Consider the following 17709-nt stretch of genomic DNA (forward strand, 5'->3'; position numbering starts at 1 on the left):
ATGGCCGGCTCGAACACCTTCGCGGTTCCGCTCTCGGCTTCCGCAACCTCACCAACTACGTCGCAAGATCACTGCTGGAATCCGGCGGATTCAGACCGAAACTACACCCTCAATTCTGAAGAGCCACTAAAGGAACACTTTATTTCGCAGGAGTACACATGCCTCTCATTGCACAAGACCTCACCGCTGATCTGATTCAATTTCGCCATGAAATGCACAAGGAACCGGAAATTGGACTGTACCTGCCCCGTACCCAGGAACGTGTATTAGAGGCCCTCGACGGACTCGGCTACGAGATATCGCTCGGCACGGACACCACGTCTGTGACCGCCGTCTTGCGCGGCGGCGCCAACGCCAACGGCCAGTCCGGCCAGTCCGGCCAGAAGCCAATCGTCCTGCTCCGTGCGGACATGGATGCCCTGCCGGTGCAGGAACGCAGCGGCGTTGAGTTCAGCTCACTTGTCGACGGCGCCATGCACGCATGCGGCCACGACCTTCACACCGCAATGCTCACTGGAGCAGCCACCCTCCTGGCGGACCAGCGCGACCGGCTGGCCGGTGACGTCGTCCTTATGTTCCAACCGGGCGAGGAGGGCCTGGACGGCGCCTCGATCATGATCCGCGAGGGCGTCCTGGATGCCGCGGGTCGCCGCGCCGATGCGGCGTTTGGCATGCACGTGTTCGCCGGTCTGGCCCCGCACGGGCAATTCTGCACCAGACCCGGCGTCATAATGAGCGCCTCCGACGGTTTAGTCGTCACCGTTTTGGGTGCTGGCGGCCACGGCTCTGCGCCGCACATGGCCAAGGACCCGGTGGCCGTGATCACTGAGATTGTCACGGCCCTGCAGGTTATGGTCACCCGCCAGTTCAACATGTTTGACCCGGTAGTGCTGACGGTGGGACTGCTGCAGGCCGGCACCAAGCGCAACGTCATCCCGGAAACCGCCCACTTTGAGGCCACCATTCGTACGTTCTCCGAGGAATCCCGAGACAAGATGCGTGTGGCCGCACCGCGGTTGGTGAAGAACATCGCCGCCGCCCACGGTCTGGACGTGGATGTTGACTACCAATCCGAATACCCGGTAAGCATCACCGACGTGGGCGAAACCGAAAGGGCTGAAGATGTTATCAGGGAGATGTTTGGCACCGAACGGCTCACCCGGATGGCGACCCCGATTAGCGGATCGGAAGACTTCTCCCATGTTATGGCCGCCGTCCCCGGAACGTTTATCGGCCTCAGCGCCGTCGCGCCCGGGCAGGACCACAACAGCACGGCGTTCAACCACTCTCCCTATGCGACCTTCGATGACGACGTCCTCACCGACGGCGCCGCCCTCTATGCCGAGCTGGCCGTCAGCCGGCTGGCTTCCCTCGCCGGCACGCAAAACGTGTTCCCAGTCGTCGACCACTAGTTCCGGAGACCTTCATGACAACCTCAATCAACCCCAAGACGGCGACCGCCACCGGCACGCCCAAGCTGTGGCGCACCCTGCTCGGCACCGGCATCGGAAATGCCGTCGAATGGTATGACTGGGCCGTTTATGCGACGTTCACCCCGTTCCTGGCCGGCGCGTTGTTTAATCCTGCGGACAAAACGTCGGCAGTGCTGTCAACGCTGGCGATTTTCGCCGTCGGCTTCGTTGCCCGGCCGTTTGGCGGCTTCCTGTTCGGCTGGATCGGCGACCGGATCGGCCGCAAATCCTCCATGACGCTCGCCGTCGGGCTCGCCTCGGTTGGCAGTCTGCTGATCGCGGTCGCACCAACCTACGGAGCCGTTGGCGCCTTCGCCTCGCTGACGTTACTGCTGGCCCGTCTCCTCCAGGGCCTGGCGCACGGCGGCGAACTGCCATCCTCGCAGACCTACCTGTCCGAGATGGCGCCGAAGGAAAAGCGTGGTCTCTGGGCAACACTGATCTACACCTCCGGCACTTGCGGCATCCTGTTCGGCACACTGCTGGGCGCGGTCATGACGCTGGTGCTGTCCAAGGCGGACATGCAGGCGTGGGGCTGGCGGGTGCCGTTTGCCGTCGGCGCCGCCATGGGCCTGTACGCCTTGTACATGCGCTCCCGGCTGCACGAGTCGGAAGTCTTTATAGATGAGGACACCAACGCCAAACGTGCCCCGATCTGGCCGCAGATTGTGCGCCACCGTAAGCAAGCCGCCCAGGTGATCGGGCTGACAGTGGGCCTGACGGTCGTTTACTACATCTGGGGCGTCGTTGCCCCCAGCCATGCGGCCACCGACTTGGGCATGGACCGGGGTTCAGCCCTGTGGGCCAGCGTCATTGGCAACGTCGTGTTCATCGCAGTCCTGCCTTTTTGGGGCCGGTTGTCGGACCGGATCGGCCGCAAGAAAGTGCTGTGGACCGGGGGGATTGGCGCCGCCGTCCTGCATTTTCCAATGACTTGGCTGCTCAAGGACCAGCCGTGGCAGCTGGCCGTCAGCATGTCGGTGATGCTCATCTTCATCGCCGCCAGCGCCGCCATTGTGCCCGCCGTATACGCCGAGCTGTTCCCCACTAGCATCCGCACCGTGGGCGTGGGAGTTCCTTACTCTATCTGCGTCGCCGTGTTTGGCGGCACGGCACCGTATCTGCAGTCGTGGCTGGGCTCCATCCACCAGGCCCAGATGTTCAATTTCTACGCCGTAGCGTTGCTGCTGATCAGCGCCGTGTTTGTCTTCACCATCCCGGAAACGATGGGTAAGGACCTCAACGATTCTGCCAGCGTATAAGGAGGCCAGGATCTAGGCGTCGGCGTCTCAGGCAGTTCAGCGTCTAAGGGTCGGGATGCCGACAGCGTCACTCGCTGGCATCCCGATCCCAAAAGTCAGCGGCCGAAAGTTCCGGTGATCCGCGCCCTTCCCAACGTGTGGGAGAACAGATTAAAGCCGAGCAGGGCGGGCGAAGCGCCCTGTGTCAGCCCCAAGTCCGGTACGTCCACGGCATGCACCACCACCATGTAGCGGTGCGGCCCATGCCCCGGCGGCGGGGCTGCGCCCATGAAACCCGCTATGCCGCCGTCGTTCTTCAGGGTTAATGCCGCCTCCGGCAGTCCCCGGCCGCCGTTTCCACCGTCTGCGCCTCCACGCGCGTCTGTAGCTGCAACTCGACCGGCCTCCAAACTGCCGGCGCCGGCCGCCAGAGTTGTCGCGGTGACGGGAATATTGCACACTGCCCAATGCCAGAAGCCGCTGGCCGTGGGCGCATCCGGATCGTACATGGTCACGGCAAAGCTTTTGGTGCCGGCCGGAAAGCCGTCCCAGGACAGTTGCGGCGAGATATCCTCGCCGCCCGCGCTGGCGCTGACCTGTGCCATCCGCAGCGCCTGCCCGTCCGTCATGGACTCGCTACGCACAGTAAAGCTGCTGGACTCGGGCAAAACCGCATAGGGGTCGTACTGTTCATTTACTGACATCAGGATTTCCTTTCTCGTTGCCTGTCTTCTAAATACCGGCCGCAATACGGGCGTGCAGTTCCTTGCGCGACGGTGGGTTGGCGCCGGCCCGGGAGACCGTGACCGCGGCGGCTTCGGCGGCATAGCGCAGAAGTTCGCCGAGTTCTTCGGCGCTTAGCGCATGTAGGTTGTCCCGGCGCTGGGCCCCATCGAGTTCCCGGTCCACCAGTGCGGACAGCAGCGCCGCCATGAACGAATCCCCCGCTCCCACCGTGTCCACCACGGCCGTTGGTGGAACGGCAGCCCGCGTTTCGCCCGCCGCGCACACGGCCCACGGGCCCTGCGCGCCACGGGTCACCACGACGACGGCGGGTCCCCGGCCGCCGCCGTCGGCCTCCTGTGCCCCAGCGGCACCAATGCCAAGCCACTTCCGTGCCGCAACCAGTGGATCGAGATCCGGATACAGCCAGGCGAGGTCTTCGTCGGAAGCCTTCACCACGTCCGCCAACCGGACAAATCGCTCCGCCTCCGCCCGGGCGTAGGCTGCGTCGGCAATGATGCTGGGACGGCAGTTAGGATCATAGGAAATCGTCGCGCGCGGCCGGGCCTGCAGGACGGCGTGGCGAACCTGTGCACTTCCCGGCTGCAGCATCGTGGCGATCGAGCCAGTGTGCACAATGGTGGTCGCCTCGAGCAGAAAACCGAGCTTGTCCGCAAGTCCGGGGAGGTCCCACTGGAGCTCGAACACATAGCTGGCGGCGCCGTCGTCGTCCACGACGCACCGGGCAATACTGGTGGCCTCGTTGTCCGGGAGCAGCGGCACCAGCACCGAGTTATCGTGCAGATGCGCGGAAATCAGCGTGCCATAGGCGTCCTTTCCGAACCGGCCCAGGAACTGCACCGGGTGTCCCAACCGTGCCAGCCCGACCGCCACATTCAGCGGGCTGCCGCCCACGTGCGGAACCGGCGCCTGCAAACCGTGCCTCACTTCATCGATCAGGGCCTCGCCTATGACAGTCAGCATGGTCTTAGCCTAGGTCAGAAGTCCGGCGCCGGTCAGGGGCAGTCTGGGCCAAGTTCGAGCGGATCAGAGCGCGGCACACGGCAAAGGCCTCGCTGTGAATGTCGATCAGGTCAAAGTGGTCCCCCGGCACAGGGATGAGTTCGGCGACCGCCCCGGCGGCCTGCGCGGCCGCAACATAAGCGCGTGAAAGGGACGGTGGGACAGTGACGTCCGCCGTGGCGGAAACCGCGTACACCGGGATGGCGAGCGGAATTTGCTGCACCGGATCCGCGAGCCGGTAGCGTTCCGGCCTGGCCTCCGGCGTGCGCCCGAGGAAATTGCGTACGGCGCCATCGCTGAGGTTCAGTGTCATGGCCTGGCGCAGGTCCAGCACCCCTGATTGGCTGACGACGGCGGTCAGCGGCACCTCTGTTGGCTCCGTCGGCGGAACCGCAGCAGAGTAGGAACCAGGGGCTCCGGGCGGCAGTTTGTCCCGGCCAGCCGCCCAAACGGCGAGCTGGCCGCCGGCCGAATGACCCAGGGCCACCACGCGGTCAAGGTTCAGGGCGTGTTCTGCCGCGGCCACGCGGAGCGCGTCGATCCCCGCGCTGACGTCCGCAAAGGTCTCCGGCCAGCCGCCTCCGTTACCCGCCCGGCGGTATTCAAGATTCCAGGCCACCATGCCGTGGGCGGCAAGGTCGGCCGCTATTGGCGCTCCCAGTTCCGCCGTGTACGCAGAACGCCAGTAGCCGCCGTGGATGACCACCACGACGCCTTGGTAGCGCCGCTGGTGAGGCAGGTAGAGCTCAGCGTACTGCGAGTGGTCCGCGCCATAGCAGTACCGTATCGGCACAGTTCGTTCCGTTTTAGCGCCGGGCATAGCGCCGGACGAAGTTGGCGATGATTTCCCCGGGCCGGTCCACGGATGCCGCCCGTGTCCGGGCCCGGACCTGCTCCAGCTGATCGATCGGAAAATACCCCGCGTTCCGGTACACCTCAATCCGGGTCAGCAGCCCTGCCACATCTAATTCCGGGTGGAATTGTGTGGCATAGAGGTTGCTTTTGATCCGGAACATCTGCACCGGGCAGGTGACGGAAGAAGCGAGCAAAACCGCATCCGGCGGAAGCTCAGTGCAGGCCTCCTTATGACCGACGAAAGCCTGGAATTGCGCGGGCAGGCCAGCCAGCAGCGGATCGCGCACGCCGGACTCGGTCAGCGAGACCTGCACCTGGGAGATTGGCTCGCCAAAGCGTCGACCAATCACGGCGCCTTGGTGGGCTCCGAGCGTCCCCACCCCGTAGCAAGCACCCAGAAAAGGGAAGTCGGCCGCCACAATTCGATCCAGCAATGCCGCAAGCTCCGCCTCGACCCGCACCTGGACCGGACTCTTCTGACAGACCGGGTCGCTGGTATTGAAGGGGCTGCCGCCCACCAGTACTCCGGAGTACTTGTCCAGCTCAAGGGCCGGCAGCGGGCCGGATTCCATCCGCATCCGCACCAGTGACGACGGGGTCAGCGAACCGCTGCGCAGGAAGGCATTGTATTCGTCGTCGGCGGCGGCGTCGTCGGCTCGGGTGGCCAAGAGCAGGAATGGCTTGATGCTCCTACTGCTTTCCGTCATAATGCCGAGCCTACCGACTCGACCGTCCGCGGGCGAGGCAGCGCGTTGCCGGCGGCACACATCAGGGCTGTCTGCCCATGCTGCTAGCGTGGTGCTAAGCGGAACGAACCCGTTGGGACAGCACTTGAAAGGGACAAGACCGGCATGAGCAGCCACTGGGAAAGATTGGATGAGCAGCTGCGGCCCGCCGTCTCCGCCAGCGTCGCCGAATACGAGCGCATCCGTTCCCAGCTGGAATTTGTCACCTGGGATGTTGAAGCCAGTATCAGGGGAATATTCAAGGATTCGGACACCACTCCGCTGTTTGTCACCAGCCGGACCAAATCCCTGGAATCCTTCCGGGAGAAGGCCTCCCGGATGGTGGCCCCCGTGGCAGGGGCCGAGCCCGCACTTGCGTTCCCGGACCCCTTGCGGAACCTGACGGACGTCGTGGGGGTGCGCGTGATCACCACGCTGCCGGCGGAGAACGCCGAGGCCGCAAACCTGATCAAACGCCAGCGCAGCATCTTCGATTGCCGGGGAGACCGGGAGAAGGATATCGGCTCGATCGAATCCGGTACCTACGGCTACTCCAGCCGGCACCTGATCCTGCGGTGCATCCAGAATGACGTCGTCAAGCACTACCAGCGGGTTCTGGACCCGTCGGCAAAACCCACTGGCAGCTACTTCTTTGAGTGTCAGATCCGTACCGTCTTTGCCCATGCCTGGAGCGAGATCGAACACGACATCCGCTTCAAAGCCCAGGACCGAAGAGCGTGGAGCCCGTATTTTGACCGCCAATTCACCGCGACAGCTGCCATGCTGGAAACCGTGGAGTCCGCGTTCTCGGAACTGGAACAACGCTACGAAACGGTGACTAATTTCTGGGATGAGGCAGGGGAGGGTGCCGTCGCGCTGACTCCCAACCGGGTCAAGGAGGTCTGGCAGACGCTGCTGCCGCATGTGGACAGAAAGTCCGACGACGACTGGGGCTGGGCGGCCGAGCTACTCGCCGCCCACGGACTGGTCCGGACCATCGAATTGGTCGATGTGCTGCAATCGCAGGCGATCAGCGACGTCCGCAAGGCGCTGGACCACCGATATTCACCCGGTCCGGACCGGCTCCTTGATGATCTCCTGCTGTGGCGCTACGGCACCGCCCATATTGATTTGACGGCCGAACCTGCAAGCCCGGATGCCAAACACCCGGAGAGTAAGCCGCGCAGGGAAAGCCTGCAGCGGCGCTACCAGCAAATGATGAGGTATCGCTCATCCATGCTGCCTGCCACACCTTCAGCGCCGCAGTCACCGCCGTTCCAGTCGCCGGCGGCAATCTGAGACCTAACAGGCGAGGTTCCGATCAGCCAGACTGTAGATGTCAACGCATCCGCCAAGACGTCCCAAGCGAAGCCAATAAGTTCCAGCAAATATGAGGAGTCATGATGAAAGCATCGAAGACACTGACCAAAAATCTGCAGGCCGTCCTGGTTGACCTGATTGAGCTGCATCTGCAGGGCAAGCAGGCGCACTGGAACATCGTCGGAACCAACTTCCGCGATCTGCATCTGCAGTTGGACGAGATCATTGACGCCGCCCGCGAATTTGCCGACGTCACAGCGGAGCGCATGCGGGCTTTGCACGCATCCCCGGACGGTCGCAGCGGGACCGTCGGCAGCAGCACGACGCTTCCGCAGCTCCCGGAGGATCTCATCGACACCGGTGAAGCCGTGGATCTGGTGGTGGAACGCCTGACTAAGACGGTGGCCACAATGCGCAACGTCCACGACGAGGTTGATGAAGAAGACCCGACGACGGCAGATCTTCTTCACGGCTTCATAGCCTCGCTGGAACAGTTTGCCTGGATGGTCGGCGCAGAGAACATGAAGGCGGGCAGCACCGAGACCGTCTCACCCCATGCCAAGGACCAGCCCAAGAGCTAGCAGCGACCAAGCAGCGAGGAGAAAAGAAAAAATAAAGTCCAGCCAAACCCATCCGTGAGCCATATCACTGCGAACTTCCTATGGACGCGCCCGGAAATGGGCCGCCAACGCTAATGAAGAGGATCCTGAAATGAATAAGAAATCCGCATTCCTGATTGTTCCGGCGCTGGCCCTAGGCGCGATGGCGCTTTCCGGCAGCCCGGCACTCGCCGCTGATACGGGCACCACCTCGTACCAGACCACACTGGGAGCGCTGAACGGTAGTACCGCAAGCGGTACCGTCATGATCAGCCTCACCGGCGACCAGGCAACCGTCACGGAGAAGGTCAGCGGACTCGCTGCAACCTTCGGCGGCAAGCCCTACCCGCACGTCCAGCATATCCACATCGGCGGCCAAGGGATGTGCCCCGCGCCCGCTGCGGACACCAATGGAGACGGCGTCATCAGCACCACCGAAGGAGGACCGGCCTACGGCGGGATCGGCACCACCCTTTCCACCAGCGGTGACACCAGCCCCGCGTCCGGCACCGACCTGTCGCTGGCGGGAATGGGCTCTGATTACACCTACCAGCGCACCTTCACCATGAACGCTGATACGGTTGCCGCGCTCAAGGCGGGGACCGGCGTCGTCGTCGTCCATGGTCTGGACCCGGCCACCCTGTCGGCGAAGGCTCAGGCCGAGCCGAGCGACTTGGTTCCGTCGCTGCCGCTGGCGGCAACGTCGCCTGCCTTGTGCGGGACCCTCGCCGTCTCCCAGATGGCCAGCATGCCCGGGGGTGCGCCGGGTACCGGCGTGACCCAGGCCGTAGCGCACAGCAGCGCTGCTGCTGGTCCTGATGCGGGCATGATTGCTGCCGGCGGCGCCCTCGTGCTGGCCGCCGGAGGTGCCGTGATGGTGGGTCGCCGGATGTCCACCAAGAGCTCCAAGGGCTAGGGAAAACTTCCTTCCCATGGACAACAACACCAGCCGCCGCGGACGTTTCATTGCGTCCGCGGCGGTCGCCCTCATCCTCCTCTCCGGCTGCGGCACCGCCTCCGGTGCCGCCCAGCAGTCCGTTCCCATCGCTGTGCCCTCCGCCCAATTGCCTTCGGCTCCCTCGACTGCCTCGAGTGCCCCGACTGCTGCACCCCCTACCCCGTCTCCGGCCCCGAGCGCCGCACCGGCGCCGGCCACTGCGCCCGCGGCACACGCTCCCGTGCCGGCCACGGTCGGCCCCGTGCTGCCGGCTTCAGCACCGGTCAGCCTGGACATTCCCGGCATTGGAGTGCAGTCGCAATTGCTGCAGCTCGGAAAGGCTGCTGATGGCACCGCCGAGGTTCCGCCCGGAGAACCCGGCTCCCCGGCGGGCTGGTACAAGTACTCTCCGACGCCCGGGGAACTCGGTCCGTCCGTGATCCTGGGACACGTCAATTCCACGTTGACCAACATCGGCGTGTTTTACAAACTGCACCAGATGACACCGGGCCAGCAATTTTCCGTAACCCGCGCCGACGGTACGGTCGCCGTATTCGCGGTTGACCGGTCGCAGGTATTCAAGAAGGATCAGTTCCCGACGCTCGCTGTCTATGGAAACACGAACCGCGCGGAGATCCGGCTGATTACCTGCGGCGGCTACAACCCGGCGACGAATCTCTATGACGACAACACCGTTGTCTATGGTCACCTAGTTTCCAGCCACCCGGCCTGACACTAGTGCCGCGAATGCTCGTCAATAGAAGGGTGATGGAGATGATCCGTCGAAGCGCAACGCTCGCCTTGGCGGGTGCCTCGCTGCTGCTTATGGCAGCCTGTGGGGGCCCGGCCGACGGGTCGGGTTCCTCTGCCACACCGATGGCTTCCAGCTCCAACTCAGCCACACCAACCGCTGCCGAATCGGTATCTTCAGGGCAATCTACGGCCGGGACCGCGCCGTCCGCCGCCGCTAAAATGATCTGCGGGGACGAGACCAAGACCAACCTCACTTCGAGTCTGGCCCTGCCCGGTCCGCCCGAAGGCGCGGACAGTTGGGCGGATCAGCTCTACACCTGCACCTACTCGCTGCCGGCCGGAAAATTGGTCCTGTCCGTCAAGGAATCCAATGATCCAACGGCCGCACGCGCGTATTTTGACGCGCTGCAGCAAAAACTCGGCAGCACGGAACCCGTCGACGGACTCTCCAACCTTGGCCTTCCGGCCTACAAAACCGCCGACGGCAATGTAGTGTTCGTCAAGGACAATATGACGCTGCAGGTGGACGGAACCGCCCTGACAAAGACCGTGGGACCGCACAGCGTTTCACGAACCGAGTTGTCCTTCGAAATCGCAACAGCGATCCTGGGCTGCTGGCGCGAACACTAGCTCTCCTGCTGTCCCTACTCTTGCTTCTTTGTGCCCTGGGGGGCCTGCGGGTCCTGTGGTTCCAACGCGGGATTCCACAGCGGGTCATCGGCCGGGTCATTGACGCCGCCCTTGGCGGCAGCCGCGTCCGCCACCACATCGCTGTCCGGGTCAATCCGGGCCAGAGGATTGTCGGAAGTATCCGGATCAGCGCTGTCTGCCTCGCTTGATGGCTTGGTGTCAGGCTGACCTGACTGACCGGGGTCTGACTGACCAGCGGGCCCTCCCCGACCGTTGGGATCTTTCTGCTCAGCGGGATCTCCCGCCGCAGGCTCCCGGCCTTCCTCGTGATCGTCCATTGCCGTCCCTTCCTCTGGTTCCGCCAACGTATCAGCGGCAGCGCCAGGATGGAATAACACCCACACGAGAACAACCGAGCGAAGCGGCACTACGCCCGTAGCAGCCGGACACAAAAGCAGGCCCCCACGGGTGCATCGGTCAGCCGGACGGGTGGACCACCGGAACCGCCAGCGGGACCGCCGGTGCCGCCGCCGCCGTGGTCCTCGCCGTCGTACGGAGCCTCAACCGTAAGCCGCGCGCCCAGCCGATCGGCGAGCCGCGCCGCGATGGACAGGCCCAGCCCGCTGCCCACCGGTCGCTGGCCCGCGTAGCGCCGGTAGAGCACGCCGCGGTCAAAGGCGACGGCGGCGTCCTCGGCGCTCAGCCCGGGCCCACTGTCCCGAACGTCAATAGCCACCACTTGGCCCCACGCGTCGTGCTCCAACCGCGACGTCAGGTTCAGCAGCCCACCGGCCGGAGTGACCCGCAGTGCGTTTTCCACCAGTCCGTCCAAGATTTGCCGGAGCCGCTGAGCATCCGTCAGCACCACAAGGGCCGGGGCTGGTCCCGAGTCGGCCGGTTGCGGCAGCGTCAGCTGCAGCCGGACAGAACTTTGTGCCGCGCGGGCATGCCAGGCCTGCTGAACCTGCGCCAGCAGCAACGCCACGTCCACCGGCCTTTCCTCCACCGCAAAATCGTCCGCTTCCAGTCTGGCCAACTCCAGCAAATCTTTGACGAAAGCATCCAGCCTGTCAGTTTCCGCTGCCAGCGTGCGTCCCACGGCGGCGACCTCCGGCTCCGGTACTAGACCGTCCTCCAGGGCTTCGGCGTACCCGCGCATGGCTGTTAGCGGCGTCCGGATCTCATGCGAAATTGAGAGCAGGAATTCGCGCTGCCGGGCCTCACTGGCCACCAGCGCGTGGTCCAGCCTATTGACCGCTTCACCAACAGCCCGCACCTCGGTGACGCCGGAGGGAACAAGGTGCACCGCGCGCTCACCGCCAGCCATCCGGCGGGCCGCGGCCGCCGTCCTGACCAGTGGACGGGACAGTCTGCGGGCCAACAGCGTGCCGGCTGGCACGGCGATCAGCAGGCCGGCCGCAAGTGCCAGCAGAGTGCGCTGGAAGACCAGTGCGGACGCGGCATTAACGTCGGCCAGCGATCGGGTCAGTACCACGCCCCCGCCACGTTTGAGGGCACGGGCCTGCAATAACAGTGCGCCAGAATCGGTCGTGGCAGTCCGCGAAATGGCCGTCCCGGAGAGCACCCGCGCGATCTCGGCGGTGCTGAGTGCGGCACGTGCGGGTCCGCTGACTACGCCATCGGTGCTGATCGAGGAGACGTCATAGTTTGCAGGTCCCAAGAGGTGGCGTTCACGCAGATCCAGCGCCTGCGACGCCGCCGGTGTGGCCGCAAACGCATCAGCGTCTCTGGACAGTTCCAATCTGGCCTGCTCGACGGCGGCGGCCCGGATCAGCGGGAAGCCCACCATCCCTGTCACCAGCACTGCCAGAACGGCGACTGCGGCGGTCACTAAGGTGATGCGGCCCGCCAACGAGCGCAGCCAGGCCCTCATGGCGTTCGCCTTTCCCCACTGGCCGTGTAGCCGACGCCGCGCAAGGTGCGGATCGGGCTGGCCGCACCGAGCTTGGCCCTGACCTGGGCAATGTGGACATCGACCGTGCGGCCGGCGCTGTAGCTCGCCTGACCCCACACCGCCGAGAGCAGCTGCTCCCGGGTGAAGACCCGGTCCGGGCTGGTAAGCAGGTATGCCAGGACATCGAACTCCTTGGCCGTCAGCGCTACTGGGATTCCCGCTGCGCTGACACTGCGGTGTCCGGTATCCATGGTCACGGCACCTACCTGGATCAGCTCGCTGTTTGCCGGTCCCGCTACACGCCGCAACACCCCCTTGAGCCGCGCAACAAGTTCCCGGGGCGAAAACGGCTTGGTCAAGTAGTCATCGGCGCCGAGTTCCAACGCCAGAATCTTATCCACCTCCTCGTCCCGGGCGGTCACAAAGATCAATGGTGTCCAATCGCCCGCAGCGCGCAGACGGCGGCATAGCTCTATCCCATCCATCGCGGAGATATCGCCCGCGGAGGGTCCGGTTGCCTCCCCGGCTCCGACGCTCCTGCCGCCCGTCAGACCGATGTCGACAATCGCCGCCACCGGACGCAATCGGCGGATCTGCTGCAGGCCAGCCTCCCCCGTCGTCTCCACATGCACGCCGAAGCCGGCCCGGCTGAGGTACAGCCTCTGCACATCCGCGATCGCCTGTTCATCCTCGACGATCAGCACCAGCCCGCGGGCCGACGCCTCATCAGGGCCCGCGGCATTGTCCATGTCTCCATTCAACAGCTAAGCCTCCGTGAAGGACGCGCGCCGCGGGGATTCTTTACCTCGCTCTTACATTGCCTTGACGTTTCTCGCATACAACCACGCCATAGTTGGAGCAACGGCATTTCTGGACCGCCCGGATGCCCGTTCGAAGGAGCCATCATGAACCACAATTCAGAATTCACCCGCTGGACCGGCGCACCGGCTGGCCGACCGCCGCGGAAACGGACCGTCCGGCGCCGAGTCGCCGCCGCAGCCGCCGGAGCGTCCCTGCTCGCAGCAGGACTTTTCGGTGTGTCGGCGGCTTCCGCATCGGATGCCGCACCATCGGCGGCCGCGCCCAGCAGCACTACCTCCGCGCCCACCCCAGGTTCTACCACTGCCGCCGCACGCCACACCCACCAGCGCCATGCCACAGTGCGCGAGGAACTGCGGATTGACCTTCGCGCCAAAACCGGTTTCGGTGACAAAGCACATGTGCTGGCGTATGGCCTCATTAACCATCCCAAGGCGTTTGCGAAACTGCCGGCGAACCTCCAAACGGACCTCAAGACCCTGGAAGCTGCTCCAGCGGCAGAACGGGACGCTGATGCCGTTAAGATCAAGGACACCGCCTTGAACGGCGGCTACGGCGCCGCACTTCAGACCGAAGCCAAGGCGATCCAGACCAAGATGGCCCAGGCCCCCGCCAACTGAGTAGCAGCATGTGCAGTCAAAACGCCCTTTGACTGCACGTGCTGCTACTCAGTTGGGCCGTACGGGCCGGCCGCGTGCCGGCCGTGCTGCCGCCCGGCCCTCCGGAGTTTCGAGGGCCACCAAATGACCGGGTCCAGGTCGTAGGCCAGCGCCGGCACGAGCAGGGAGCGGACCACCACGGTATCGAGCAGGACCCCGAAGGCCACGATAAAAGCGATCTGTACCAGGAAAAGGATAGGAATAACGCTCAACGCCGCGAACGTGGCCGCCAGCACGACGCCCGCGGACGTTATGACACCGCCGGTCACGCCCAGCCCGCGCAGGATCCCAGGTCGGGTGCCCAGCAGCAGCGATTCCTCGCGCACGCGGGTCATCAGGAAAATGTTGTAATCCACACCCAGTGCCACCAGGAAGACAAACCCGAACAGCGGAACTGCTGCGTCGGCTCCGGGAAAGTGGAAAACGTGGTTGAACACCAGCGCGGAGACGCCCAGCGCCGAAAGATAGGAGAGCATGACGCTGCCGATCAGCAGCAGCGGCGCCACGATTGAACGCAGCAGCAAGATCAAAATCAGCAAAATAACGGCCAGCACCAGTGGAATGATCTTGGCCAGATCGCTTTGCGCGGTGTTATTGGTGTCCAGCGCTATGGCCGTCACTCCACCCACCAGCACGCTCGAATCCAGCGGCGGGAGCGATCCGCGCAGATCGCGGACCACCTGCTCCGCGGCAGGGGAATCAGCCTGCATCGTGAGGATCGCGTTGATTAGCACCTTCCCGTCCTTGACGATGGGTGGCTGGGCCGCCCCTGCGCCCGCTGGTCGTTGACTGCCGGTGTAAACGGTGGCGCCGGAGATCCCGTTCTGACCGGCGACGGCGGCAAGCACGGCGTCCTTCTTCCTCTGGTCCGCGATGACGACCACCGGGCTGCCGCTGCCGCCGGCGAAGTGCTGGCCGAGAAGCTTTTGCCCGTCGACAGCGTCGCTCTTGGCCAGGATGACATCAGACTGCGAGACGCCGCTCGCGTTCAGTTGCAGCGTGCCGGCACTGGCCGCCAGCAAGAGAACCAAAGCGGCAATCCAGGTCACTCGCGGGCGGCGCCCGATCATCGCGCTCACCCGCTTCCACAGGCCGCTAATCCCCTCCAGGCCGGTCCTGGCATCGCTGCTCCGGCGGTGTCCGGCGTGCTGGCCGCCGTCGACTTTGGGCCGGAAGGGCCAGAATGCGGCCCGGCCAAAGACTGCCAGGAGCGCCGGCAACAGCGTAAGGGACGAGAGCAGCGCAAAAACGATGCCGATGGCGGCAATCGGCCCCAGGCTCCGGTTGGAGTTCAGATCAGACACCAGCAGACACAAGAGGGCAATGATCACGGTGGTTCCGGAGGCCAGAATCGGTTCCCATGCCGCCCGAAGGGCGCGCCCCAGGGCTGCCCATCGGGGCTGGACCTCATGGAGCGCTTCCCTGAAACGCGATACCAGGAGCAGCGAATAGTCGGTGGAGGCGCCGATCACCAGGATGCTCAGAATCCCCTGACTCTGCCCGCTGAGCTTGATCCAGCCCCAGCTGGCAAAGGCATAGACCAGCAAAATGGCCGCTGTCAGCGCAAAGATGGACGTCAGAAGAACCAGGACTGGCAACACCACGGACCGGTAGACGGCCAGCAGAATCACGAAGACAGCTATCAGCGCCACCAGCAGCAGCACACCGTCAATGCCGCCGAAGGCATTAACCAGATCCGCGGTCAGCCCGGCTGGCCCGGTCACATAGGCGCTGGCTCCAGCCGGCAGATTATCCGCCAGCACCTGCCGGAGGTTAGCAATCACGGTTTTCACATTCTCGGTATCGGCCACCGGGACGATGAACTCCACGGCTTTTTTGTCCGCCGACGGAATCGGGCCGGCAATGCTGACGGTGGCCGGCGCCGTCGGCTGCTCAATGCCGGCGACGGCGGCCATTTTTGCCGTCAGCGACGCATAGTCCGCGATTTTTGCCGGCGGAATTTCCGTTTCCGAGGTCAACAGCACTATGGCGGGGATGCTGCTGGAATCCAGAAACTGCTGCTGTGCATCACGGGCCTTGGTGGACTCCGCGCTGGCCGGCAGGAAGCTTGCCTGATCGTTGCTGGAAACGGAGGAGAGCTTGCCGAACGTCGGGCCGCCAAAGGCTGCAGCTCCGAGCCAGAGGACTATGAGTACCAACGGCAGAAGCACCCGCAGCCAGCGCTTGGGGTTCCAGTCCTTTTTCACGGGGGTCCTCACTTCGGTGACATTTAGTTCCATGATGGAACTTCTCTATTGTGAAGATAATACAGATATGCTGGTGGGAAACCAATGGCCTGCCCGATTGAACGCTTAACCGAGGGATGCCGAAGCGATTGGGGTGAGAAATTATGCAAGCGCCGATGCCGGATTTTGATCTATTGACGCTGCTGCAGCAGTTCACGGTCGAAACCGACCGTTATGTGGACGCGGTCAGCAGCACGCACCGGCTGCACCGGACAGACCTGAGCGCCCTGGCCTTCATGGTGCAGGCCGCCCGCGCGGACCAGACGGTCACGCCCGGACGCCTGGGCGAGGCGCTGAACCTGAGTTCACCGGCGACGACGGCGCTCATGGACCGGCTGGACCGCGCCGGACACCTGACGCGGCACCGCAGCGCCGAGGACCGTCGGCAAATTCAGCTAGACATGACCGAGCACGCCCGGCAGGTAGGCAGACGGCTGTTCAGTCCACTGGCCCGGCACCTGAGCCAGGCGCTCGATGGCTACAGCGATGCGGAGCGGGAGCTCGCCGGCAGGTTCATCACGGACATGATCGCGGCGACCATTGCCGCCCGGGAAGATATCCCCGAGCCCGGCTAACGGCGCCCGCGTTTGGACGCGTGCCCCTTGGGCTTGCCGCCGGAAGCCTTCGCACCTTTCGACGCACTCCTGGTTCCGCGGCCGGCGGTGCCGCCCGCCGTCGTCGTACTCTTGCCGGAGCCTTTTCCTGCAGCCTTTGCCGGGACTCGGGCGGCGCCTGTGCTACCGCCCTTGCCGGCGCTCCCGCGGACCTTTTTGGGCGCGGCGTCCTGTGCGGCTTGAACGGAGGGCTGGCGCGAGCTTTGCGCTGTACGACCGCGCACCACGCCAATGAATTCCTCGATCACCGGATCCGTAGAGCCCTCGAGCCAGGCCAGCCCGATCCGGGGCTCTGGCACTCCGGTGACCGGCCGTGCACGCAGTGATTTGCGGCTGAACTGGCGCGCAACGGACATGGGCAAGATCAGGATCCCCAGCCCGGCCTCCACCAGGTCCAGCGCCGCGTCCAACGTCTCCATCGGCGGCAGGGGGCGCCGAGTTCCGTCACGGATCTGGTCCGAAATATCCCGCCACTGGGGAAAGAGGTCCGGGTCCTGCAGCAGGTATTCTGCGGCAAGCTCGGAAACGGGGACCTCATCAAAAACCGCAATCTCGTGGTCTTTGGGCGCCACCACCACCGGAATCTCGGCATAGAGCTCAATGACGTTCAGCCCGTCGCGTTCCACGGGCAGCCGGACAAAACCCATCTCCGCCTCGCCCCGGTGCAGCACGGCCACCTGGTCCGCCTCGGACACCGGCGATACCAGCAGAGGGCATTCCGGCATGCGCTCCTCCCAGCGGCGGATCCACTTGCCGGGGGTTACACCCGGCACAAAAGCTACGGTTAAGACGCGGGATTCGGGCACGTGAACACACTAGCGCACCGCGTTAGAACCGGGTGCGCCAGTTCTGGTGGTCAGCCAAAGCTGTCACGCGGGCATTCCTCAATGCCGGCCAGGGTCTGTGGCCGCGGCCGCGTGGAGACCCGCACAACCCGGCCCCGCAAACATGCCTCGCAAAGCGCCCAGAACTCCCCGAAATTCCTTGTCCACAGACCCGTATTCTATTGTTTGTTCTACTTAATAGGTCTAGAATGAATATATGTTCGACTACGGGAGGACGGGTACCGGAACCAGCGAAACGACCGACGCTTCGCCCGCTAGGCCTGCTGTCCTCGCACCCTCTGGCGTCTCGGTCCCCATCGCGGCCGGGATCTCTACCCTCGTACCGTTACCCTC

18 protein-coding genes are annotated in these 17709 nt (G+C 64.4%); 9 read left to right on the plus strand and 9 right to left on the minus strand.

Translation table 11 applies throughout. From position 1 onward, the window contains the following. Positions 1-158 precede the first annotated feature (158 nt). Both OS914_RS17400 and OS914_RS17405 read left to right on the plus strand, forming a co-directional pair. On the plus strand, positions 159-1412 hold the full coding sequence (locus OS914_RS17400) for a M20 metallopeptidase family protein (RefSeq protein WP_267547319.1): 1254 nt from the start codon (positions 159-161) through the stop codon (positions 1410-1412). Positions 1413-1426: 14 nt separating this feature from the next. Next, complete coding sequence (locus tag OS914_RS17405; RefSeq protein ID WP_267547320.1) at positions 1427-2734, plus strand: MFS transporter; 1308 nt, start codon at positions 1427-1429, stop codon at positions 2732-2734. 95 nt (positions 2735-2829) lie between these two features. Here OS914_RS17405 and OS914_RS17410 read toward each other — a convergent pair whose 3' ends face one another. From OS914_RS17410 to OS914_RS17425, 4 genes are read right to left on the minus strand one after another with little or no spacing between them, the layout of a single operon-like run. Beyond that, on the minus strand, positions 2830-3417 hold the full coding sequence (locus OS914_RS17410) for a YbhB/YbcL family Raf kinase inhibitor-like protein (RefSeq protein ID WP_267547321.1): 588 nt from the start codon (positions 3415-3417) through the stop codon (positions 2830-2832). A 28-nt stretch (positions 3418-3445) separates the two neighbouring features. Next, a complete protein-coding gene (locus OS914_RS17415) occupies positions 3446-4420 on the minus strand; it encodes a carbohydrate kinase family protein (RefSeq protein WP_267547322.1) in 975 nt (324 codons plus the stop codon). 4 nt (positions 4421-4424) lie between these two features. Continuing rightward, positions 4425-5279, minus strand: a complete 855-nt coding sequence (locus tag OS914_RS17420; RefSeq protein WP_420713992.1) for an alpha/beta hydrolase — start codon at positions 5277-5279, stop codon at positions 4425-4427. Then, complete coding sequence (locus OS914_RS17425; RefSeq protein ID WP_267547335.1) at positions 5266-6000, minus strand: glutamine amidotransferase; 735 nt, start codon at positions 5998-6000, stop codon at positions 5266-5268. Before OS914_RS17425 ends, OS914_RS17420 begins: the two co-directional genes overlap by 14 nt. Positions 6001-6165: 165 nt before the next feature. On the opposite strand from OS914_RS17425, the gene OS914_RS17430 reads away from it, so the two are divergent. The 5 genes from OS914_RS17430 (at position 6166) to OS914_RS17450 (ending at position 10278) form a co-directional block, all read left to right on the plus strand. Continuing rightward, the gene (locus tag OS914_RS17430) at positions 6166-7338 is read left to right on the plus strand and encodes a GTP pyrophosphokinase (protein WP_267547324.1); all 1173 of its coding nucleotides are present in this window, start codon (positions 6166-6168) and stop codon (positions 7336-7338) included. 104 nt (positions 7339-7442) lie between these two features. Then, positions 7443-7940 carry a Dps family protein gene (locus OS914_RS17435; protein ID WP_267547336.1) on the plus strand — a complete coding sequence of 166 codons (498 nt, stop codon included), beginning with the start codon at positions 7443-7445 and terminating at the stop codon, positions 7938-7940. Between the two features lie 130 nt (positions 7941-8070). Next, on the plus strand, positions 8071-8874 hold the full coding sequence (locus OS914_RS17440; protein WP_267547325.1) for a hypothetical protein: 804 nt from the start codon (positions 8071-8073) through the stop codon (positions 8872-8874). 16 nt (positions 8875-8890) lie between these two features. Continuing rightward, entirely contained in the window at positions 8891-9628 is a 738-nt protein-coding gene (locus OS914_RS17445) for a class F sortase (protein WP_267547326.1), read from the plus strand. 41 nt (positions 9629-9669) lie between these two features. Further along, complete coding sequence (locus OS914_RS17450) at positions 9670-10278, plus strand: hypothetical protein (RefSeq protein ID WP_267547327.1); 609 nt, start codon at positions 9670-9672, stop codon at positions 10276-10278. 14 nt (positions 10279-10292) lie between these two features. On the opposite strand, the gene OS914_RS17455 is transcribed toward OS914_RS17450, so the two are convergent. From OS914_RS17455 to OS914_RS17465, 3 genes are all read right to left on the minus strand, one after another. Continuing rightward, entirely contained in the window at positions 10293-10616 is a 324-nt protein-coding gene (locus OS914_RS17455) for a hypothetical protein (RefSeq protein ID WP_267547328.1), read from the minus strand. A gap of 89 nt (positions 10617-10705) precedes the next feature. Beyond that, complete coding sequence (locus tag OS914_RS17460; RefSeq protein ID WP_267547329.1) at positions 10706-12172, minus strand: sensor histidine kinase; 1467 nt, start codon at positions 12170-12172, stop codon at positions 10706-10708. Next, positions 12169-12942, minus strand: coding sequence for a response regulator transcription factor (locus OS914_RS17465; RefSeq protein WP_267547330.1), 774 nt, complete (start codon positions 12940-12942; stop codon positions 12169-12171). Before OS914_RS17465 ends, OS914_RS17460 begins: the two co-directional genes overlap by 4 nt. A gap of 156 nt (positions 12943-13098) precedes the next feature. On the opposite strand from OS914_RS17465, the gene OS914_RS17470 reads away from it, so the two are divergent. Continuing rightward, entirely contained in the window at positions 13099-13632 is a 534-nt protein-coding gene (locus OS914_RS17470) for a hypothetical protein (protein ID WP_267547331.1), read from the plus strand. A 44-nt stretch (positions 13633-13676) separates the two neighbouring features. Here OS914_RS17470 and OS914_RS17475 read toward each other — a convergent pair whose 3' ends face one another. Continuing rightward, positions 13677-15911: an MMPL family transporter gene (locus OS914_RS17475; RefSeq protein WP_267547332.1), complete on the minus strand. Its 2235-nt coding sequence runs from the start codon at positions 15909-15911 to the stop codon at positions 13677-13679. Between the two features lie 122 nt (positions 15912-16033). Between OS914_RS17475 and OS914_RS17480 the strand changes: the two genes are divergently transcribed. Then, entirely contained in the window at positions 16034-16492 is a 459-nt protein-coding gene (locus OS914_RS17480; protein ID WP_267547333.1) for a MarR family winged helix-turn-helix transcriptional regulator, read from the plus strand. On the opposite strand, the gene OS914_RS17485 is transcribed toward OS914_RS17480, so the two are convergent. Next, positions 16489-17337 (minus strand): LysR substrate-binding domain-containing protein, encoded by an 849-nt coding sequence (locus tag OS914_RS17485; RefSeq protein WP_267547334.1) that lies wholly within the window; start codon positions 17335-17337, stop codon positions 16489-16491. The genes OS914_RS17480 and OS914_RS17485 overlap by 4 nt on opposite strands. Between the last annotated feature and the right edge of the window lie 372 nt (positions 17338-17709).

Origin of the sequence: Arthrobacter endolithicus, assembly GCF_026627425.1 — a bacterium.
Classification (GTDB): Bacteria; Actinomycetota; Actinomycetes; order Actinomycetales; family Micrococcaceae; genus Arthrobacter_M.